The following is a 19,971-nucleotide window of genomic DNA, read 5'->3' on the forward strand; positions in this document are numbered from 1 at the left end:
TTGATTCACGTGAGCTTTTTCACAAAAATGTCATTCCTTGCCTTTACACCCGGACATCCCGTTTACAGAAGCACCACCAGCCAACGGCGATGAAGAATATGGCATGTATGATGATAATCCCCGCTGAAAACAATGGCGTCATGCCTGAAAATAACGCTGTCTCCCCGCTGCTGTATTGGGTAAAGTCAGTGTTCGCGAAAAGCAAAAAGCTGCCCCATTTGTTTTCAAATAGCTTCATGAGCTGAACAAGTGTACTCGCTCCATATAAAACGACAAATGAAACGACGACTGCTACCGCACTGTTCCGGAACAGCGAAGAACAAAGCAGCCCGAATAATCCCATCATTACGGCTTCAAGCCAATTTGACCCGATCAGCTCCAGAGTGTTGATCAGCAATGTCTTTGATTCCGCGGTTACCGACGTGCCAAAAAAGACGAGACCGAATAATAATGCCAAAATGTAGTATGCCAGATACAAATAAAAGCTGACCATCACGACTGTGATTAATTTTGACCAAAAAATCTTTTGGCGTTTAACCGGGCGAATGAGCAGAAATTTGATCGTCTTTTTATCAAATTCCATCGAAACAATTGTCGCTGCAATCACGATTGTTAAAGCCTGCAGCAGGATGTTCAGGCTCGGTGTATACGATAAATAGCCGATGAAGTTTTCATCTGTTCCGGCACTGATGACAATCCGTTTAATGATCAAAGCCATGAAAAATTGAAAGACCGCCATCAGGATAAGAGAAACCAACGTGACCTTCCGATTAAAAAGTTTCATATGTTCATTCCAAATTAATTTAGACAAGCTCTTCTCCCTCCTCTTGATGAGCAGTTGTCGCTTTTATGAATTCGTCTTCCAGTGATTGCGTGTAAGACGTAATGGAAAATACATTCAGGTCTTGTCCGACAAGTGAGCGGTTCAGCTCCGGAATGTTTTCTTTTGCTACCTCAACAACTATCGCCCCGCCTTGCCGCTCAGCTTGATATTGATTGCCTGTCAGCCAATTGAGGGCTTTTTCTTCCGGCTGCACTTCAATGATCGCTTTTTCTGTTTTTTGATTTGTTCCATGTAGGCTGACTTCCGCTTTGATCTCACCTTTTTGAATAATGATGACACGGTCGCACAGATCTTCAACTTCTCGCAATAAATGAGTGGCGAACAGGACTGCCGTTCCTTCCTTTTCTGCGAGCTCCTTAATATGATCGCGAAAATCCTTCATACCCGCAGGATCGAGACCGTTTGTCGGTTCATCTAAAATAAGAAGCTTCGGACGGTGAAGAATCGCCTGTGCAATACCAAGACGCTGGCGCATGCCGAGAGAATAGGTTTTCACCTTATCATGAATCGCTGACGTCAGCCCGACACGTTCGACCACTTCATCAAGCCGTTCTTCGTCTATTTTTTTGTGCATATTCGCAAAGTGCTTGAGGTTTTCCCAGCCTGTCAGGTACGGATAGAACTCGGGATTTTCGACGATCGCTCCAACAGCTTCCATTGCTTTTTCAAACTCTGTATCATGCTGGAATCCGCTGATTGTCACGCTTCCGCTGTTTTGTTTTAACAGTCCGACGATGATACGGATGAGTGTTGTTTTTCCGGAACCATTCGGACCGAGCAGGCCGATGATTTCTCCCTCCATGACGTCCATGCTGATTTGTTTTAGTATCTGTTTAGACCCAATCTTTTTATCGAGGCCTTCAATATGTAAAATCGGCTCAGCCATAAAGCCTTCCTCCTTTTTCAACAAAAAATAAACAGTGCCTAAAATTAGGCACTGTTTGTATTATAGCATTTGTTGCTTCCAAATGTTTGGTTAAACCGATAGAGTCGGGGTTTGCTCAGGCTGTTTGTTCTTTTCGGTTTCTGTAATGATGACGGCGCAGGCCGCGTCTCCTGTTGTGTTCACCACTGTGCGGAGCATATCAAGCAGGCGGTCAATTCCGAGTATTAATCCAATGCCCTCAACAGGGAGTCCGACAGATTGGAGCACCATGGCAAGCATAATCAAGCCAACACCCGGTACACCCGCGGTGCCGATACTTGCTAGCACAGCCGTCAGTATCACCATCAGCAGCTGCGTAAATGTCAGATCATGCCCGAACACCTGCGCAATGAAGACGGTGGCTACCCCTTGCATGATGGCTGTTCCGTCCATATTAATTGTCGCGCCGAGCGGCTGGACGAAGCTGCTGATCGGCTCAGGCACTTTTAATTTTTTCTGCGCCACATCCATTGATACAGGCAGGGTCGCATTGCTGCTGGAGGTACTGAACGCGACGACCATAACCTCTGAGAAATCTTTAAAGAACGTAAACGGATTTCGTTTTGCCAAAAGAGCAACCGTTGAACCGTACGTCACGACTGCATGAATGATCAGTGACAGCGTAACAACAATCATATAAAGTCCCATCGCCTTAATCGCGCTGAAGCCCTGGCTGCCGATAGCAGTCGCAATCAGACCGAACGTTCCGTATGGCGCAAACTTCATGACTAGGTTGACGAGATACATCATCAATTCATTTCCCTGTTCAACGACTTTCAGAAGCATATCCGCTTTTTTTCCGAGCATCGTGATTCCGAGCCCTACAAAAATAGAAAATACGATGATTTGCAGCATATTTCCTTCTGTCATCGCTTGAACCGGATTCGCAGGAATAATGTTCAGAAGAGTGTCGGCAATACTTGGGGCTTCCTCAGCATTAAACTTGGCAGATGAAACATCATAAGTCCCAAACTCACCAGGTCTAATCACAAGAGCAAGAATAAGCCCGATCGTGATTGCCACTGCTGTCGTGATGAGAAAATAAGAAATTGTCTTCACGCCGATTCTGCCAAGCTTCTTTGGATCACCCAGCCCGGCTACTCCCAGTGTCAGTGAGAAAAAGACAATCGGCACGACAAGCATTTTAATGAGGTTTAAAAAGATGGTGCCAAGCGGACCAAATACAAACTTATTCAAATTTTCAAATAATTCAGGTGATGTAAGGTTGAGGACCAATCCAGTCACCGCGCCAAGAACCAATGCAATAATGATTTTTTTTGCCAGCTTCATCCGCATTCCTCCCTTTTTTGAAAAAAAGCCCGCGAGAGACTCCCGCAGGCTTTGGATGTATCATCAAACCACAGGACTCTCTCTTCACGCTGATGAGGTTAGCTGACGGGTTCGGACGAAGAGATGTCCGTTTTTCAGATGAAAAATTAACCCCAAAAGATTGGGTCCCCCACTCCTTATCAAAGGATTAAGCGTGTGGCTTACTATTGTATGATTTAGTTTATTTATACAGAAAAGATCCAATTTTGTAAACTATTTTTTGTTACTTTTCTCTCGGAATCTTTTGGGTCCATCTTCCTTGTTGGTGACATCAAGAATATCAAGGAGAAACACAAAAATCGGAATCCCGATAATTAAACCCCAAATGCCGAAAAAGTGCTCAGAGAAAATGAGTACTGTAAAGGTGAAAAAGATCGGCAGCTCTGTTTTCGCAGACATCAGCTTCGGATTTAAGAAATAGGTTTCGATCGCATGAATAGCGAATATGACAAGCACAATATAGAGCACATACATTCCGCCGCCAGTGCTGTAAGCGATAATACTGAGTGGGATCAGAGAAATGACGACGCCTGCTACAGGGATCAATCCAAGGAAGAACACCATAATAGAAAGCCCAAACAGCTGCGGGAAATGCATAATCCAAAGCGCGATAAACGTCAGAATACAGTTGACGAGCGCAATGATAAATTGAGCCTCAAGCACCTTGCCGAACGTTCTTGCAAATTTGCTTCCGAAAAAAGCAATTTCCTCATAAAAGACCGCCAGTTTGCTCGTTTTAAATTTCGCCATGAATTCAGAAAGCCGCTTTTTCTCAAATAAGAAAAACATGCTGAGAATGAGCGCCATTACGATCTGCAAGCCGAACGTGCTGATATCGGCCAGATACGTATACACCACATTGAAACCCTCTTTGACATATGAACTGATATTAATATCACCGAAAACACTGGTGATCTCATCAAAGAAAGGAATGCTGTCCGGGTGATACGCAATATGTTTAATCTGCTTAACCAGCTGCTGAATCTGCGCCGCGACGACCGGATAAAATACAAATCCACCGACTGTAAGGAGCACAGCCAGCAACATGTACAGAAACGTAATGACAATCCGCTGGCTCACGCGGAAGAAGCGGCTGACAAACTGCCGTACGACAAGCTCCAAACGATCCATGAGAAATGTGAAAATGAAGGTAAGCAATATTAAGTTGATCATGCTCTTAAATAGATATAACACACCAGTTAACACGACAAAGACGGAGAAACGCCTTACTCCCGGGTGCTGAAAAAATTTAACTAAAGCGGCCATTTATACACTCCTGTTAGGACAAACGTCCTTCATTCAATATAGTATCCATTTGTAAATTATATAACAAAAAAATGCTGAGGTCTCTGTCCTTACCTTAATAATTCTTAAACAATTAAAAAAACGGCCCACTGATGGGCCGCTCTTTTTTCAGACTGCTGTTTTCATTTTTTTCATGCCTTCAACAGCCTCTATGCTTTTCGCTTCATCGAATTCATTTTCACTTTTTGCAACAATGATCGTGGCGATTCCGTTTCCGATCAGATTCACAATCGCCCTTCCTTCACTCATGAAACGGTCAACCCCAAGCAGGAGTGCAAGGCCCTCCAGCGGAATGACCTGAAGCGCTGACAGCGTTGAGGCCAGGACGATAAATCCGCTTCCCGTCACACCGGCCGCTCCCTTCGATGTCAGCATCAGAACGAGGATAATTGTAATTTGCTGGCCGATGCTGAGGTCTACTCCAAACACCTGTGCCAGAAAGACAGTCGCCATTGATAAATAAATGGAAGTGCCGTCGAGGTTAAACGAATAGCCCGTCGGAATGACAAGCCCGACAACGGATTTCGAACAGCCGTAGCGCTCCATTTTATCCATCATTCGCGGAAGCACTGATTCTGAAGAGCTTGTGCCAAGCACGATCAGCAGCTCATCTTTAATGAAGCGAAGGTAATTCCACAGGCTGAATCCGTAAAGCTTGCAGATGATATTTAAAGCAACAAATACGAACAGGAACATCGTAATATAAACTGACATCATTAAGCTTGCCAGCGGCTTGATGGAATCGAGACCGAAGTGCCCGATCGTATACGCCATCGCCCCGAATGCCCCGATTGGCGCCGCACGCATGATGTAGCCGATAATTTTGAAAAAGACGTGAGAAATCTTGTCGAAGAAATCAATGACGCTTTTCCCTTTTTCACCTAATGCCGCGAGACCGACTCCGAAAAGAATTGAAAAGAATAAGACCTGCAAAATGTCCCCTTTTGCGAAGGCATCAACCATGTTGGATGGAACAATGTGTGTGACAAATTCAATCCAGTCGATTCCCTGACCGCCATTTTGCGTGTATTGTGATACATCTCCCTTTTCAAGCTTGCTGTAATCAAGGCCTGCTCCCGGCTTCATGATATTGACGACAAACAAACCGATAATGAGTGCGAGGGTGGTGACAACCTCGAAATAAATGAACGCTTTCCCCCCTACTTTTCCAACCTTCTTCATATCGCCCATTTTTGCAATCCCGAGAACGATTGTGAAGAAAATGATTGGAGCGATCACCATCTTAACAGCGTTGATAAATGTATCGCCAAGCGGTTTCATCTCTTTGCCGACATCCGGCCAGACCAGCCCGACAATGACCCCGATGATGACCGCGGTTATGACCTGAACTGTTAAATTTTTAAACAGTTTCATATCCTTCATCCCCCTGTCCTATTCGCCTTTGTGTCTTTCTTACTAGAATGATAGCGTTTTCATACGGTCTGGGGAAGTTTATGATCATAACGGACATTTTGGTCTTTTTGGTCTCAGGTTTATCCTTTAAACACGTAGCGGTTGACGGGCCGGCCGACTCCGCCGTATTGAACGTCCAGCTTAATCATTCCGTTTTTTTCAAGATAATCAAGGTATCGTCTGGCTGTCACTCTGGCGATGCCGAGCGCCTTGGCGACCTCTTCTGCAGAAAGCGATGCGGTTTGCTGTTTCAAAAAAGCAGTGACTTCATTCATCGTGAAGTGATTCAATCCTTTCGGCAGATCCTGTACGGCCTGCTGCGGGATATTCAAGATCGCATCGAGCTGCTCCTGGGACAGCGTATCATTTGCTTCGATTTTTTGTTTATATTGCTTGTACTTTTCAAGGGCCTGTCTCATTCGCTCAAGCTTAAACGGTTTTAAGATATAGTCAGCCGCTCCATTTTGCAGCATAAGAGAGATCGTTTCTTTGTCTTTTGCGGCGGAGACGACAATGACATCGACTTCAAGCTTTTGCTTTCTGATCTCCTGTAACGTTTTGATTCCGTCTTTTTTCGGCATGTATATATCGAGTATAACGAGGTCGGGCTGTTTTACTTTAATCAGCTTGATGCCTTCTTCTCCGTTTCCCGCTGTTGCACAGACAGTAAAACCTTTGACAGTTGTGATGAAATCCTTGTTTACCTCTTGAACCATCGGATCGTCTTCAATGAGCAGAACCTTCCATTCCTTATGAGCCATGCTGTGCTTCCTCCCCCTTCATTGGAAAAACGATAGAAAAAGATGTTCCCTGTCCCGCGTGTGAATCAACTTCTATCGTACCCGATCCTTTATCTGTGATTTGTTTCACTAAATACAGGCCATAGCCTGTGCCTCCTGTTTTATTAACCGTAAATCCTTTGTCGTAAAGGTGCGGCATATGTGCCGGTTCAATCCCGCAGCCGTTATCTTCTATTAAAATGGCAAGGACATCATCCGTTTGCTCGATGCTGATGTCAATTCGTTTGTCATCAGATTGAACCGTTTCAAATGAACCGAAGGCATTTTCAATCAGGTTGCCGAGAAGGACGACGATATCATGCTGATCAACATGCTCGGGAAATTGCTGGAGGCTGCTGTTTTCATCAATATGAACTGCAATGCCGAGCTCTCTTCCTCTTCTGATTTTACTTAATAGAAGGCCCGCCGCCGCGTCATTTTGAATCGAGCGGTGCAGAAATTCAGTCACATTTTCCTGCTCAGTTGATGCCTGAAATGCAAGCTGCAAGGCTTTTTCAGATTTACCCAGCTGGATGAGGCCGGCGATCGTATGCAGCTTATTCATATGCTCATGATTCTGGACGCGGAGCGCCTCCACAAAGTTTTTGACGCCAGTCAATTCCTCTGCCATCTTGGCCGCTTCCGTTCTGTCCTGAAAAATCGCGACGGCGCCGATGACTTTTTTCTTCATGACGATCGGAATTCTGCTGCTCATGATCACCTTTCCGCTGACGCGAATTTCTTCATTATAAACTGCTTTGTTTCGCTCTACGATTTCGGGCAGGCGCGAATCCTTGAGAACCTCCCAGATCACCTTTCCGACCAGATCCCCCTGCACTTCAAAAATCTGTTTCGCTTTTTCATTGAAAATCGTGATGATCAGCCGATTGTCAATGGCAATCACGCCTTCATTCATCGAGTGAAACGTCGCTGTCCGTTCTTCATACATTCGGACAATCTCATGGGGCTCAAGCTGAAACATTTGTTTTTTGATATGGCGTGCCAGCAGAAAGGAGCCTGCAAGGCCGAAGCCGAGTGTCAGCACAACGATGAATGCGATATCACGCTTTAAATGAAGGAGGATGTCGGCGATCCCCGGCAGTGTTTTCCCGACAAGCACCACGCCGATCTGATTCAGATCGTGATCCTTCACCGGATAAAAAGCGCGGACCGCCGTGCCGATCTCGCCCTTTGCTTCTGAGAAATAAATGTGCTCCGCAAACGCCGCCTCTTCGTCTGCCCCCTCAGATTTTTTGCCGATGCTCGTACTGACAGGATGCGTGTAGCGGATATGATTCATATCCATGACGACAATATAGTCTGCTTCATTAATCATCCTGATTTCTTCAACCGCATGGCGAACAGCTTCTGTTTGTTTATTCCGCGCCAAAGCCTCTTTCACTTCAGTCATCTCCGACACTGTCCGGGCCGTATTCATCAGGCGTTTTTTCAGCTCCCGCTCCTCTGTATGCTGGATATTGCCGATAAGCACAATGCCCCCGATCAAAAAGGAGAAAATGACGAGTATATAGGATAAGATCGTGATTTTCCAACGGATTGAGAGCTTCTTTTTGTTCATCAGCTTCTCCTTTCAGGTCTTTACGAATGGCATGGCCCCGATTATCCTAAACATAGGGGAGGGCTTTTCATGAAGAGTTTGCTTGCATGTCTCGCACTGATGATCGCCGGAATTGCAACCTCTTTATTTATTGGATTCCATGATCGTTCCGGCAGTGAAGAGATTGTTTATGATGACGATCAGGAAGGCTTACAGGATCAAATCGTGTTTAAATTCAGCCATGTGGTTGCCGAAAATACGCCGAAAGGGCTTGCTGCCAATAAGTTTGCAGAGCTGGTGAACGAAAAATCAGGCGGGAAAATGAAAATTGAAGTGTTCCCGAATGGAAGCCTGTATTCGGACATTGAAGAAATTGAAGCATTGCAAAACGGCGAAGTTCAATTTATCGCCCCCTCCACATCGAAGCTCGGCATGCTCTCGCCCGAATGGGGAGTGCTCGATCTGCCGTATGCATTTACAAATTACGATGCCGTCAAAAAAGGGCTGAACGGAAGCATCGGCACGCAGCTGTTTGATTCTCTAAAGAAAAACCAATTAAAAGGACTCGCCTATTGGACAAACGGCTTTAAACAAATCACGACGAATCAAGGACCGGTCAAAACCCCGGATGATTTAAAAGGACAGGATCTCCGCATTATGCAAAGTGATGTGATAGAGGATCAGTTCAAGCTGCTTGGCGCAACACCTCATCAGGAATCCTTCAATTCTACCTTTCAGCTGTTAGAAAAAAATGTAGTTGATGGCGAAGAAAATACAATCTCAAACATCTATTCTAAAAAATTTTATAATGTTCAGGACTATTTGACAATAAGCAGCCACGGTTATCTCGGCTATGCTGTCATGACTGATGAGCATTTCTGGAACACACAAACACCGGAAACACGGCGCATTTTGACTGAAGCAATGAAGGAAACGACCGAGTGGAATGAAACGTATGCCGAACAAATGAACAAGGAGCAGTTGGAAGAAATCAAAAAGAATTCTTCTATTAACATCTACGAGCTGTCGGATAAAGAGAAAAAAGAATGGATGAAGCGCCTTGATCCTGTTTACCGGCAGTATGAGCCAATCTTCGGCCAGAAGCTGATTCAGGAGCTTTTAGAGCTGCGAGAGGATTCGTATTCGTAGTCCCCATCTCGATACGCTGCTTTTCGTTTATCTTTCAATCGATCGGAAATATAGAAAGAGAGAAACGAAAAAAGGAGATGGGTACATGTTTAAGCACACAAAAATGCTGCAGCATCCTGCTAAACCAGATCGTCCAGATCCATTATTCGCTAAAAAAATGCAAGAAATTTTAGGCGGGCAATTCGGAGAAATTTCTGTTGCCATGCAGTACTTATTTCAAGGGTGGAATACAAGAGGAAATGAAAAATACAAGGATTTGCTGATGGATACGGCAACTGAGGAAATCGGGCACGTTGAAATGATCGCCACAATGATCGCCAGACTTCTTGAGGATGCCCCGCTCGATCAGCAGGAAAAAGCCGCTGAAGATCCGGTCATCGGCTCTATCCTGGGCGGCATGAACCCTCACCATGCAATTGTGTCAGGACTTGGCGCCATGCCGGAAAGCAGTACAGGCGTCCCTTGGAGCGGCGGCTATATCGTTGCAAGCGGAAACCTGCTGGCAGACTTCCGTGCCAATCTGAATGCGGAATCACAGGGCCGTCTGCAGGTCGCACGCCTATTTGAAATGACGGATGACAAAGGCGTCAAAGATATGCTCAGCTTCCTGCTGGCACGTGACACGATGCACCAAAATCAATGGCTCGCCGCCATTAAAGAATTAGAAGCACAGGAAGGCCCGGTTGTGCCGGGAACATTCCCGAAAGCACTCGAAAAACAAGAATTCTCGCATCAGCTGATCAATTTCTCTGAAGGCGAAGAAAGCACCGGGCAAACCTGGCTGAACGAAAAAGCGCCGGATGGAGAAGCCTTTGAATATGTGAAAGAAGCAAAAGCGTTTGGAGAAAAACCGGAGTTAAACCCAGCACCGCCTTTTGTTCATAATACGCTTCCTGGACGCGAGTAAAAACACAAGCCCAAAACATAATGTTTTGGGCTTTGTTTATGCCTTCAGAACTGTCCAGTCTGGTTCGTACCGGATGTCAGGGTTATGTAACAGATCGTGAATGAACGGTTCATCCTCTTCATACAGCGTCACATCTATCAAAAGAATTACAGCCTTCTGTTCGTTTTCTTCGTAAATGCTGTCATGTTCATTCTCCATAAAATGATCATAGGCAGCTCTGTTTTCCCAAACGCTGATGATTTCTGCGGTGAACAGCCCATCTGCAGTTTTCCGCCAGCCGCCGGCCTGTTTGATGAAGCCATTTACATGTGACAATGCTCCCCACTGTGACTGCGCTTTTGAAAATGCTTCAGCGTTTGCTGCGTCTACTTCACATACAATCTTTTTGATCAGCATGGTGATTCTTCCAGGATAACTGTTTCCGCGTGCTTATGCTCGACACAGAGATTCACGGTTCTGACGTAAGAGCGCGTGCGGTGAACCGTTCCTTTCGGGATCAGCAGGCTGTCATTTGCTTTGAGTACCGCGGTTTCTTTGTCCTTAAAATCGATCAGCAGCTCACCTTCAAGAACAATGAATAATTCATCTGAGCCAGGATGATGGTGCCAGTCATATTCTCCTGTAAACACTGCGAGGCGCACGCAGTGGTCGTTGACCTCTGAGATTGAAAAATTGGCGTGTTTTTCTTTGACTTCATTGGCGATGGCGAGCAAGTTTTGCATCTCGGACATTAGCAAAAACCCCTTTCTTTTTCACTTATTGTATCGCAATACCAGTGTAGATTGAGAAATTTCCAAAATAAAAAGCGATCCAGCTGATGCGCCGGATCGCTTTTTATCTACAGGTTGTCTGCCTTTATGCTTATGATTAGTCGTTGTTGCGGGCGTTTCCGCCTTTTGAGCCAATTTCTTGATAGAATTCTTTATCATGATTTTTGCTTGTTGCCTCTCCGCCTTTACGGCCGATTTCTTGATAGAATTCTTTGTCATGATTTTCGCTAGTGGCTTCTCCGCCTTTTTCACCGATTTCTTGATAGAACTCTTTGTCATGGTTTCGGCTAGTGGCTTCTCCGCCTTTTTCACCGATTTCTTGATAGAATTCTTTGTCATGGTTTTCGCTAGTGGCTTCTCCGCCTTTTTTGCCAATCTCTTGATAGAATTCTTTATCATGGTTTTTGCTTGTTGTTTCTCCGCCTTTTCTACCTGCTTCTTCTCTGCTCATTTTGTTATCGTCTGCCATTTTGAATTCCTCCTTTAATTGGTGTTGGTTGTTGTATTCCCGCTATCAATTCTTTTAAACAAACAAAACACATTAGGTGTGTTTCCACTAAAAAAAGCAGGCGGTTCGTGGTGTCCGTCTGCTTTCTGCTATTCCATCCCTTGTTCTGTTTCTTTCAGCCGCGCAAGAATGCGCCGCTTTTTATACAGCATCATGCCCGTTTCGGTAATGTCGTTTAATGTTGAGCGATTGGCTGCCGCGCCAAAGACCATTCCTGCGACCGGCACCAGCTGAAAAAGCTTTTTCCAGCCAAACGTGTCGCGATAGCCTAAAACGACTTCACGCCAGCCCTGGATTTCAGAAGCGACATTCTTATATGTACGATCTTGATCATAGTCTTTTAATCCTTGCAAAATCGATTTTTTGCCGACAACATCAGCCGATGTCAGCTGCAAACATTTTACGATGAAGACACGCTCTTTTTTCTCCTTTGGGTCATAGCCGTAAGCAACCGCAATATCCTGTAACGTTTTTAACGACAGGCCAAGCACGGCCGGAATGTCTGCCGCCAGGGTAAACACGCCGCCCACACCCGTTGTCGCGCCTTGAACAGTTGCGGCGTTAATTCTGTTTTTGCCCATTCCTTCCGCAATTTCATCCATGACAGAAAGAGGCGCTTTTTGTACGTCTTCGAGTGATTCGAAGATCTCCTCCGGCAGTTTCTTTTGAAACATATTGATAATCTGTTTTTGAGATGTCAGGTACTGTCCTCCTGTTTGAACAAAGCTGCCGACCTCATCCAAGAGCTTGCCGATTTTTTTCTGAATGAATTCCGGCGTCAGCTTGTCCAGCAGCTGAAACGGGAGACGGCTGAGCTTTTCCCAAAACCAGACTTTTTGCTGATCTTTTTCCCATTTCTCTATTTCTTTTAATTGCTGATGTAAGTCTTCTTTTCGTTCTGTTGTCACCCAACTCGCACTTCCCTTCCGTTTTTCTACTATATAGTATACCTTCATTTTCTCGGAAACGTTTTTATTTTTCACCTGCGGGTACCATTTTTATAAAAGGAAAAGGAGTGATGGACATGCCTTGGTCGATGAAGGATTATCCCGCTTCATTGAAAAATCTTGAGAAACCGGTGAAGAAAAAAGCCATTGACATTGCGAATGCGATGATTGATGAAGGCTATGAGGATGGACGCGCAATTCCGATTGCGACAAGCAAAGCAAAGGAATGGGCGGAAAACGCCTCTAAAGAAGAAATTGATGATTTCCTCAAGCATGATGATGAGACAGAGCGAGATGAAGATTCAAACAGCGGCGGAGACCCTGAGCTCATGGATAAAGCAGAGCATGTCATCAAGCATAAAAACGGCTGGGCGGTCAAAGCCGAAGGTGCCAAACGTGTGTCTGAGATCAAGGATACAAAGAAAGAAGCGATTGAACGGGCAAAGGAAATCGCAGCGCATAAAGGCACTGAGGTCATTGTTCATTTGGCTGACGGAAGCATGCAGCGAAAAATCAAAACAGTTTCATAACGCGATATGCTTTTCAATGTTTCGGGTTTGGTATAAGCGGTTATTGATTGATAAATCATTTATGAGAGGTGAGTATGATGATTAGCTTTTTGGTTTCATTAGTCGTTGCTATCGTTATTGGATTAATCGGAAGCGCCATCGTAGGAAATCGGATGCCGGGAGGAATTTTCGGCTCTATGATTGCCGGGCTGATCGGCGCTTGGATCGGACACGGACTCCTTGGCACTTGGGGACCGAGCCTCGCCGGCTTTGCTATTTTCCCGGCTATCATCGGGGCCGCCATCTTCGTGTTCTTGCTGAGCCTCGTGTTCCGCGGGCTGCGGAAGGAAGCCTAAATTCATTTGATATAGGAGGCATCGTTTCGAACTGAAACGATGTCTTTTTATATGGGACCTTATCCGAATCCCTACATATCATGTTACATAACAGGGAAAAATTTGAGAGTGTATTTTAAACATCTTCGGTTGACAAGAAACCGGGATGGTCATATGATGTAGATAAAATAATTTGGTTTAAGGAAACTCTTTGTTGTATGGCAAAAACAATCAGAATTCAGGTGAGACATGATGAACAAGGACATCACAGCACAATCTCCCCGTTCCAAAGCAGTCCAAGATGCGCTTGACGGGAAAATCAGAGGATTCAGAGGGCTGCTCCCTTTTCTGGGTCCTGCGTTTATAGCAGCCATCGCCTATATTGATCCCGGCAACTTCGCAACGAATATATCGGCAGGTTCTAAATACGGATATATGCTGCTATGGGTGATTTTATTTTCTAATATCATGGCGCTTTTAATCCAATCATTATCCGCCAAACTCGGTATTGCGACAGGCAAAAACCTGCCTGAGGTTGCCCGCGAAGAATTCCCAAAGCCTGTCTCCATCGGTTTATGGATTCAGGGCGAGCTGGTCATTATTGCAACTGATCTGGCGGAATTTATCGGAGCGGCTCTGGGACTGTATTTGCTGTTCGGCATCCCGATGCTTGAAGCGTCTATTATAGCGGCGATCGGCTCTTTCGCGATATTGGAGCTTCAGCGCCGCGGTTATCGCTCACTTGAAGCCGGCATTGCCGGTATGCTGTTTGTAGTGGTAATCGCCTTTGCACTGCAGACCTTTTTCGCAAAGCCTGATGCCGCGTCAGTGATGAAGGGCCTATTTGTCCCGGCGTTTCACGGCACTGACAGTGTGCTTCTTGCAGCAGGTATTCTCGGTGCAACCGTTATGCCGCACGCGATTTATTTACACTCAGCCCTTACACAGCGGCGGGTGATCGGCAAAACGGATGCGGAACGGAAAAAAATCTTCAGATTCGAATTTATTGATATTTTAATAGCGATGCTGATTGCAGGTGCTATTAATGCGAGTATGCTGATTGTGGCCGCCGCACTATTCTTCAAAAACGGGCTGTTTGTCGAGGATCTTGATGTCGCATTTCAACAATTCGGACATCTTGTCAGCCCTGTGTCAGCGGCTTTATTCGGGATCGGGCTGCTCGTTGCGGGACTATCCAGTTCGTCTGTCGGCACACTTTCAGGCGACGTGATCATGCAAGGATTTATCAACTACCGCATTCCGCTGTATGTACGGCGTTTTATCACGATCATTCCGCCGATCCTGATCATCGCGTCAGGCGTCAATCCGACGACCGCTCTCGTTCTGAGCCAGGTTGTGCTCTCCTTCGGCATCGCCTTTGCCTTAATCCCGCTTATTATGTTTACAAGCAATAAACGGATTATGGGATCACTGATCAACGCTAAATGGGTCACAGTGGTTTCTTGGCTGATAGCTGTATTGATCGTTGCTTTGAATGTATTTTTAATTGTCGATACGTTTCGTTAGAAAAAACCGGCTGCTAAGCCGGTTTTTGATTTTGCGGAAAAGCTCATTGATATCCTTTTTGACAGAAATTTGTTATGATAGAAGAAAAAATCGGAGTTTTGATGATGTCAGTATTTATTTTGTTTTATTTGTGGATTGTTCCTATTGTAATCGGAATTTTATGTTCTGTTGTTGCCTATAAATCCAAAGGAAAAATGAGAGTCGCGCCTGGCATTGCCATGATCGTGCTCAGTATTATCTCCTTGATCACCGCGTTTACGGCCGGACACACGAATTTCCACGTGTTTATCGGCGGCATGTTTTTATTCGGCACCTTCTTGGTCGGATCTGCTTTTCCTTTCTTTTTCGGGCTGAAGAAAAAAGAGAAATAAGCTTATGAAGACATGAACCCTGTAAGATTTGATAAGAATAAACATATGAAACACACAAGGACAAATGCGCTGATCTTTTTGCTTTGAAAGAAGATGCATTTGTCCTTGTGTCCGTTTTGAGCATGGCGAACATCATGACAGGCTGCATAAATCATTCCTGCGGATCCTAATAAGTACACCGATAATTTTATGAATTCAAACATGGTTTCCTCCTAACAGGCAATATAATGCTATGATAACCAAAAATACATTTGTTTCCATCACAAAAAAACAGGGGCCTGAAAAGGCCCCTGTTTTTTAGAATAACCGCTTTAAACTTTTCTTCAGTGATGGCATTTCGATTTTTTGGTTTTCGAAGAAATTTTTCAACATGTACTTGCTGAAGCCTTTTGCCTGCCCGTAGGTGATTTTGCCAGGGAGCGGCGGTTCATTTCCGATCATGACGTCCACAACGGTCGGTTGGTCAGCGTGTAACGCCTCATGGAAAGCAGGTGCAAGCTCTTCCGCTCTGGTCACCTTAATGCCCTTTGCTCCGCAGCTTTCTGCAAATGCGGCATAGTCGACATTTTGAAGTTTTGTCACATAGTCGATATTGCCTTTGACCTGCTGCTCATACTCGATCATGCCGAGGTTTTCATTGTTTAAAATGACGACGGTGATTGGGAGCTTGTATTTGACGGCGGTCGGAAGATCCTGCATGACCATGGAAAAGCCCCCGTCCCCGCAGACAGCGATCGCCTGACGCTCCGGTTCGGCTAAGCTTGACGCAATCGCTCCCGGCAGGCCGCAGCCCATTGTCGCAAGCCAGCTGGAAACGATGAAATCCTGGTTCGCGTTCATCTTGAAATGCCGCGCCATCCAGACTGTCACAGTGCCGACATCTACAGAGAGCACCGCATCATCGGCTGCCGCTTCCTGAAGACGTGCCACGACCTGCTGGGGTTTAAGCGGTGTTGCCGCCTCTGTCTCATCTTTTTCAATTTCGTTCCACCAATGCTGCATATGTTCCGTGCAGGCATTCAGGAATCTTCTGTCTTCCTTCCGTTCAATATACTCCGTCAATTCGCGCAGGCCGAGAGCTGAATCGCAGACAAGGCCCGCTGTCACCGGATAGCGTTTTCCGATTTTCGCCGGATCTGAATCGAGCTGGATCGCCGGCGTGTCATCAGGCAAATAATCGCGGTACGGAAATGAAGTCCCGAGCATGATTAATAAATCGCATTCCTCCATTGCCTCGTAAGCCGGTTTTGTGCCGATCTGCCCGAGGTTGCCGAGAAAATGCGGGTGCTTATCGGGAACAACGCCTTTTGCCGGAAGCGTGACAACGATCGGAGCGGCGGCTTTGTCCGCAAACGCCAAGAGCTCCCGCTTCGCCTTTTTCATTCCCTGCCCCGCCAAGATAATCGGCTTCTTGGCGTTATTAATATATTGTGCGCAAGTGACGAGCTGTTCTTTTTTCGGTTCAAGATTCCCTTCAATATACACTGGTGAAGTGTACACGGGCTCGCGTTTGATCTTCTCTGCAAACAAATCATCTGACACGCTCAATACCGCGACGCCTTTTTTGCTGTAGGCGGTGCGGATAGCCTGATTCAAGAGATCCGGCAGCGTTTCCGCGCTATGTACCTCTCTGTTGAACACAGCCACGTCCTCAAACATTTGCTCAAGCTTGATCTCCTGAAAATAATCCCGTCCAACTTCGCCTGATGAGACCTGTCCGGCAATCGCCAGCACAGGGGCGCCGTCCGCTTTTGCATCATATAAACCATTTAATAAGTGAACCGCCCCCGGCCCTGCGATCGACAGGCAGACGCCGATCTTGCCGGTGAGTTTTGCCTCAGCCGCGGCTGCCAGCGCTGCCACCTCTTCATGGCGGGTTTGAATGAATTTCAATTGATTTCTTTCGTGTCTTAATTCTTCAATAAACTCATTTATACTGTCTCCGGGGATGCCATAAACATGATCAACTCCCCATTGTTCTAGCAGTTCTGTCATTGCTTGTCCTGCAGTTTTGTGTGCCATGCCGTATCCTCCTTTTTCCTTTTTTCAATACCACAGGAGAAAGGCTTTAAAACCCGGAGACCTTTATCACTTGCCCAGTCTTCTTTTGAACAGGTCAATCGCCGCAAGCATGCCGCTGTCCTTGAGGGTGATGTTTGCATCTAGAGCGCCATTCATGAAATCTTTGATTTGCCTTTTTCGGTTCGGCACCATAAAAAACGGCAAACGCTGCGGAGAAAACCACTTCAAACCCGCTGTCTCCATGCCGTTCGCTATCGCTCGTCCGCCTGTTATGTTTCCGGCAAACACATGCTGTTCATCTTGAAACTTTGGCCTTTGATAGACACCTATTTTCGCAGAAAGCGCTGCTGTGTATCCCGTCTCTTCCAATACCTCCCTGACTGCCGCTGCCTCAGCCGTTTCCCCGGCATCGACCCTGCCGCCCGGCAGATCCCATAAAGGAACGTCTTTTCGTTTAACCAGCAGAATCTGCTGATTTTCGTTCAATACAATGACTAATGCGCCTTGCGTATACATTGCATGTCTCCTTTTCCCGCCAAAAAAAGACCAAGGTGGGTTCCCTTGGTCCTAGAGCTTTATTTTTTAAAATGATACGGCAGTGTGGCAACGATTATGTCCTTTTTCCAGAACAGCCGGACTCTTAGGAGGAAGGCTGATTGATTGTGAAGGATGGTGTGCCAGCGTTTTTTCGTAATAAATTGCGGAAACAGCACCATGACGGAAAACTGCTCCTTCTTCGCTTTTGCTTCTACTGTTTCTAAAAACTTATCAAACGGATGGACAAGGCTTCTGTACGAGGAGTGAAGCGTAACGAGCCGCACTCCGTTATTGAGCTCTTCCCAGCGTTTTTCGACTTTCTTTTCCTGTTCTCTGTCAAATGACACGTGAACGGCAATCACCTGATCGGACAGTGATTTCGCGTATTGAATCGATTTTTGCACGACGGTGGTGACACCGGCTACAGGCACAATCACGACCGTGCCTTTGATTTCTTCAGGCTGTTTATCTACGATGCGAAGCTGTTCGCCGACAGCTGTATAGTGATTTTTAATTACGTAAAACAACAGAACGACGATAGGCATAAAGATTAAAACCGGCCATACGACATTAAACTTCGTCACGAACAGGATCGACAGAACCATAAATGAAATCAAAGCGCCGCAGGAGTTGATCAGCATTTTTCCGATCCAGCCTTTTGGTTTTTGCTTGATCCATTTGATGCACATGCCGGTTTGCGAAAGCGTAAATGGAATAAATACGCCGACAGCATATAACGGGATTAAGTGCTCTGTCTGTCCTCTGAATAACAAGATGAGCACAATGGAAGCAACGCCTAAAAAGATAATTCCATTTGAGAAGCCTAAGCGGTCGCCTCTGACTGTAAACATACGCGGCATATACTGGTCTCTCGCCAGGTTGAAGGCAAGCTGCGGGAAAGCTGAAAATCCCGTGTTTGCCGCAAGAACCAAAATAAGCGATGTGACACCTTGGATGACATAGTAGAACACATTCCGCCCGAAGGTTTCAGATGCAATTTGTGAAACCACCGTTTCATCGGGCTTCGGCGCTGTTCCATATCCGTATGCGAGCACCGTAATGCCGGCGAACAGAATCGCCAGCAAAATCCCCATCATTGCAAGCGTTCTTGCTGCGTTTCGCGCAGGCGGGTTTTTGAAAGCCGGAATTGCGTTAGAAATGGCCTCAACCCCGGTCAGCGCTGAGCAGCCGGAAGAAAAAGCCTTAAGCAGTAAAAACAGCGTAATACCGGCTACCGGTGTGCCGAGCGGTGTATGATGGACTGGCTGATCAATTTGCCCCGTCATGAGTTTAAACAACCCGACTGCAATCAGAACCAAAAGCGCCACCACAAACAGATAAACCGGATAGGCAAGAATCGATGCCGATTCCGAAAGCCCGCGCAGGTTCAAAATCATAATGACTAACACCAGAAAAACAGCGATCGGCACATGATAATCATGCAATGCAGGAAAGGCCGACGTGATGGCATCCGTACCTGCGGAGATACTTACCGCTACTGTTAAAATATAATCGACAAGCAGTGAGCCGCCTGCGATCAATCCCGGCTTTTCACCGAGGTTTTCTTTAGAAACGACATACGCCCCGCCGCCCTGCGGGTAAGCGTAAATAATCTGCCTGTATGAAAGAATCAGTGCGAGCAGCAATATAAGAACGCCAACCGCAATCGGTATGGAGTACCAAAATGCAGCAGCACTGATTGTTGCCAAAATGATTAGAATTTGTTCTGTCCCGTATGCAACAGATGACAGCGCATCTGAGGAAAGCATTGCCAAGGCTTTTAATTTCGTCAGTTTTTGCTCTCCAGCTGCTTGAGATTTTAGTGGTTTCCCAATCAAAAAACGTTTGATTGAATGATACATCGATGTCTTCCCCTTTTAATTTCTCATTTTTCAATTAAAACAATAAAACATCAGCATCTTGCTCTCACATTTTGTAATAGTCCTTTCTGCTATGATGTCTCTGTATGCGATTTACATTCTAAAAAAATGAACGGCAAAAAACACAGAGGCAAACGGATGCCCCTGTGCCATTACATCGAACACAGGTTTCATTCATCTCCTCTCACGAACGCTTACGAGGTTAGCTGACGGATTCGGGCATATGAGAGTTAGCCCTACCTAAAAAGGATTCACCCCAACGGCAAAAAGCCGTTCTATTGGGTCCCCCGCTCTGATTTCAGATTAAGCGATTTGTTTTATAAAAGAGATCATACTCCCGTTCACGCGCGTTGTAA

The 19,971-nt window shown here is 45.8% G+C and carries 20 protein-coding genes and 2 riboswitches; of the genes, 6 read left to right on the forward strand and 14 right to left on the reverse strand.

Annotation, left to right across the window (positions count from 1 at the left end):
- Window positions 1-43 precede the first annotated feature (43 nt).
- The 7 genes from KHQ79_RS17945 to dctS all read right to left on the reverse strand — a co-directional run bounded on the left by KHQ79_RS17945 (window position 44) and on the right by dctS (window position 8,174).
- A complete protein-coding gene (locus tag KHQ79_RS17945; protein WP_003240320.1) occupies window positions 44-811 on the reverse strand; it encodes an ABC transporter permease in 768 nt (255 codons plus the stop codon).
- The gene (locus KHQ79_RS17950) at window positions 804-1,730 is read right to left on the reverse strand and encodes an ABC transporter ATP-binding protein (protein ID WP_060397961.1); all 927 of its coding nucleotides are present in this window, start codon (window positions 1,728-1,730) and stop codon (window positions 804-806) included. Before KHQ79_RS17950 ends, KHQ79_RS17945 begins: the two co-directional genes overlap by 8 nt.
- Window positions 1,731-1,820: 90 nt before the next feature.
- A complete protein-coding gene (locus KHQ79_RS17955; RefSeq protein ID WP_019257525.1) occupies window positions 1,821-3,059 on the reverse strand; it encodes a dicarboxylate/amino acid:cation symporter in 1,239 nt (412 codons plus the stop codon).
- Window positions 3,060-3,132: 73 nt separating this feature from the next.
- Window positions 3,133-3,263: riboswitch (cyclic di-AMP (ydaO/yuaA leader) on the reverse strand.
- 48 nt (window positions 3,264-3,311) lie between these two features.
- A complete protein-coding gene (locus tag KHQ79_RS17960; RefSeq protein ID WP_003240317.1) occupies window positions 3,312-4,364 on the reverse strand; it encodes an AI-2E family transporter in 1,053 nt (350 codons plus the stop codon).
- 147 nt (window positions 4,365-4,511) lie between these two features.
- Window positions 4,512-5,777: a C4-dicarboxylate transporter DctP gene (dctP, locus tag KHQ79_RS17965; RefSeq protein WP_133488421.1), complete on the reverse strand. Its 1,266-nt coding sequence runs from the start codon at window positions 5,775-5,777 to the stop codon at window positions 4,512-4,514.
- A 119-nt stretch (window positions 5,778-5,896) separates the two neighbouring features.
- Window positions 5,897-6,577: a two-component system response regulator DctR gene (dctR, locus tag KHQ79_RS17970; protein WP_225516381.1), complete on the reverse strand. Its 681-nt coding sequence runs from the start codon at window positions 6,575-6,577 to the stop codon at window positions 5,897-5,899.
- Window positions 6,567-8,174 (reverse strand): two-component system sensor histidine kinase DctS, encoded by a 1,608-nt coding sequence (gene dctS / locus KHQ79_RS17975; protein ID WP_225516383.1) that lies wholly within the window; start codon window positions 8,172-8,174, stop codon window positions 6,567-6,569. Before dctS ends, dctR begins: the two co-directional genes overlap by 11 nt.
- A gap of 69 nt (window positions 8,175-8,243) precedes the next feature.
- Between dctS and dctB the strand changes: the two genes are divergently transcribed.
- Complete coding sequence (gene dctB / locus KHQ79_RS17980) at window positions 8,244-9,302, forward strand: C4-dicarboxylate TRAP transporter substrate-binding protein DctB (RefSeq protein WP_225516385.1); 1,059 nt, start codon at window positions 8,244-8,246, stop codon at window positions 9,300-9,302.
- An 85-nt stretch (window positions 9,303-9,387) separates the two neighbouring features.
- Window positions 9,388-10,209, forward strand: coding sequence for a manganese catalase (locus tag KHQ79_RS17985; protein WP_003240308.1), 822 nt, complete (start codon window positions 9,388-9,390; stop codon window positions 10,207-10,209).
- 36 nt (window positions 10,210-10,245) lie between these two features.
- Here the strand turns inward: KHQ79_RS17985 and KHQ79_RS17990 are convergent, their stop codons facing one another.
- The 4 genes from KHQ79_RS17990 to KHQ79_RS18005 form a co-directional block, all read right to left on the reverse strand.
- The gene (locus KHQ79_RS17990; RefSeq protein WP_225516387.1) at window positions 10,246-10,605 is read right to left on the reverse strand and encodes a YdbC family protein; all 360 of its coding nucleotides are present in this window, start codon (window positions 10,603-10,605) and stop codon (window positions 10,246-10,248) included.
- On the reverse strand, window positions 10,599-10,940 hold the full coding sequence (locus KHQ79_RS17995; protein ID WP_225516389.1) for a cupin domain-containing protein: 342 nt from the start codon (window positions 10,938-10,940) through the stop codon (window positions 10,599-10,601). The genes KHQ79_RS17990 and KHQ79_RS17995 overlap by 7 nt, the downstream gene beginning before the upstream one ends.
- Window positions 10,941-11,076: 136 nt before the next feature.
- Window positions 11,077-11,448 (reverse strand): glucose starvation-inducible protein GsiB, encoded by a 372-nt coding sequence (gsiB, locus tag KHQ79_RS18000; RefSeq protein WP_003240302.1) that lies wholly within the window; start codon window positions 11,446-11,448, stop codon window positions 11,077-11,079.
- 128 nt (window positions 11,449-11,576) lie between these two features.
- A complete protein-coding gene (locus KHQ79_RS18005; RefSeq protein WP_003240300.1) occupies window positions 11,577-12,395 on the reverse strand; it encodes an EcsC family protein in 819 nt (272 codons plus the stop codon).
- A 116-nt stretch (window positions 12,396-12,511) separates the two neighbouring features.
- On the opposite strand from KHQ79_RS18005, the gene KHQ79_RS18010 reads away from it, so the two are divergent.
- From KHQ79_RS18010 to KHQ79_RS18025, 4 genes are all read left to right on the forward strand, one after another.
- Entirely contained in the window at window positions 12,512-12,964 is a 453-nt protein-coding gene (locus KHQ79_RS18010; protein WP_225516391.1) for a DUF2188 domain-containing protein, read from the forward strand.
- A gap of 77 nt (window positions 12,965-13,041) precedes the next feature.
- Window positions 13,042-13,299 carry a GlsB/YeaQ/YmgE family stress response membrane protein gene (locus KHQ79_RS18015; RefSeq protein WP_003225121.1) on the forward strand — a complete coding sequence of 86 codons (258 nt, stop codon included), beginning with the start codon at window positions 13,042-13,044 and terminating at the stop codon, window positions 13,297-13,299.
- A 228-nt stretch (window positions 13,300-13,527) separates the two neighbouring features.
- On the forward strand, window positions 13,528-14,805 hold the full coding sequence (locus KHQ79_RS18020) for an Nramp family divalent metal transporter (RefSeq protein ID WP_225516393.1): 1,278 nt from the start codon (window positions 13,528-13,530) through the stop codon (window positions 14,803-14,805).
- 104 nt (window positions 14,806-14,909) lie between these two features.
- The gene (locus tag KHQ79_RS18025; RefSeq protein WP_041521127.1) at window positions 14,910-15,176 is read left to right on the forward strand and encodes a hypothetical protein; all 267 of its coding nucleotides are present in this window, start codon (window positions 14,910-14,912) and stop codon (window positions 15,174-15,176) included.
- Between the two features lie 297 nt (window positions 15,177-15,473).
- Here the strand turns inward: KHQ79_RS18025 and KHQ79_RS18030 are convergent, their stop codons facing one another.
- The 3 genes from KHQ79_RS18030 to kimA all read right to left on the reverse strand — a co-directional run bounded on the left by KHQ79_RS18030 (window position 15,474) and on the right by kimA (window position 19,597).
- Window positions 15,474-17,198 (reverse strand): pyruvate oxidase, encoded by a 1,725-nt coding sequence (locus KHQ79_RS18030; protein ID WP_100275846.1) that lies wholly within the window; start codon window positions 17,196-17,198, stop codon window positions 15,474-15,476.
- A gap of 66 nt (window positions 17,199-17,264) precedes the next feature.
- Window positions 17,265-17,714, reverse strand: a complete 450-nt coding sequence (locus KHQ79_RS18035) for an NUDIX hydrolase (protein WP_225516395.1) — start codon at window positions 17,712-17,714, stop codon at window positions 17,265-17,267.
- Window positions 17,715-17,773: 59 nt separating this feature from the next.
- Entirely contained in the window at window positions 17,774-19,597 is a 1,824-nt protein-coding gene (gene kimA, locus KHQ79_RS18040; protein ID WP_003240291.1) for a potassium transporter KimA, read from the reverse strand.
- A gap of 194 nt (window positions 19,598-19,791) precedes the next feature.
- A riboswitch (cyclic di-AMP (ydaO/yuaA leader) is annotated at window positions 19,792-19,935 on the reverse strand.
- Between the last annotated feature and the right edge of the window lie 36 nt (window positions 19,936-19,971).

Origin of the sequence: Bacillus sp. TSO22 (assembly GCF_020223595.1) — a bacterium.
GTDB classification, from domain to species: domain Bacteria; phylum Bacillota; class Bacilli; order Bacillales; family Bacillaceae; genus Bacillus; species Bacillus inaquosorum.

Bases quoted from the DNA above. Each gene is read 5' to 3' on its own strand.
- dctB (WP_225516385.1), top strand. From the start codon at position 8,244: ATGAAGAGTTTGCTTGCATGTCTCGCACTGATGATCGCCGGAATTGCA.
- KHQ79_RS18025 (WP_041521127.1), top strand. From the start codon at position 14,910: ATGTCAGTATTTATTTTGTTTTATTTGTGGATTGTTCCTATTGTAATC.
- KHQ79_RS18030 (WP_100275846.1), bottom strand. From the start codon at position 17,198: ATGGCACACAAAACTGCAGGACAAGCAATGACAGAACTGCTAGAACAA.
- dctS (WP_225516383.1), bottom strand. From the start codon at position 8,174: ATGAACAAAAAGAAGCTCTCAATCCGTTGGAAAATCACGATCTTATCC.
- KHQ79_RS18020 (WP_225516393.1), top strand. From the start codon at position 13,528: ATGATGAACAAGGACATCACAGCACAATCTCCCCGTTCCAAAGCAGTC.
- kimA (WP_003240291.1), bottom strand. From the start codon at position 19,597: ATGTATCATTCAATCAAACGTTTTTTGATTGGGAAACCACTAAAATCT.
- KHQ79_RS17955 (WP_019257525.1), bottom strand. From the start codon at position 3,059: ATGAAGCTGGCAAAAAAAATCATTATTGCATTGGTTCTTGGCGCGGTG.
- KHQ79_RS17985 (WP_003240308.1), top strand. From the start codon at position 9,388: ATGTTTAAGCACACAAAAATGCTGCAGCATCCTGCTAAACCAGATCGT.
- dctP (WP_133488421.1), bottom strand. From the start codon at position 5,777: ATGAAACTGTTTAAAAATTTAACAGTTCAGGTCATAACCGCGGTCATC.
- KHQ79_RS18035 (WP_225516395.1), bottom strand. From the start codon at position 17,714: ATGTATACGCAAGGCGCATTAGTCATTGTATTGAACGAAAATCAGCAG.
- KHQ79_RS17990 (WP_225516387.1), bottom strand. From the start codon at position 10,605: ATGCTGATCAAAAAGATTGTATGTGAAGTAGACGCAGCAAACGCTGAA.
- KHQ79_RS18010 (WP_225516391.1), top strand. From the start codon at position 12,512: ATGCCTTGGTCGATGAAGGATTATCCCGCTTCATTGAAAAATCTTGAG.
- dctR (WP_225516381.1), bottom strand. From the start codon at position 6,577: ATGGCTCATAAGGAATGGAAGGTTCTGCTCATTGAAGACGATCCGATG.
- KHQ79_RS17960 (WP_003240317.1), bottom strand. From the start codon at position 4,364: ATGGCCGCTTTAGTTAAATTTTTTCAGCACCCGGGAGTAAGGCGTTTC.
- KHQ79_RS18015 (WP_003225121.1), top strand. From the start codon at position 13,042: ATGATTAGCTTTTTGGTTTCATTAGTCGTTGCTATCGTTATTGGATTA.
- KHQ79_RS17995 (WP_225516389.1), bottom strand. From the start codon at position 10,940: ATGTCCGAGATGCAAAACTTGCTCGCCATCGCCAATGAAGTCAAAGAA.
- gsiB (WP_003240302.1), bottom strand. From the start codon at position 11,448: ATGGCAGACGATAACAAAATGAGCAGAGAAGAAGCAGGTAGAAAAGGC.
- KHQ79_RS17950 (WP_060397961.1), bottom strand. From the start codon at position 1,730: ATGGCTGAGCCGATTTTACATATTGAAGGCCTCGATAAAAAGATTGGG.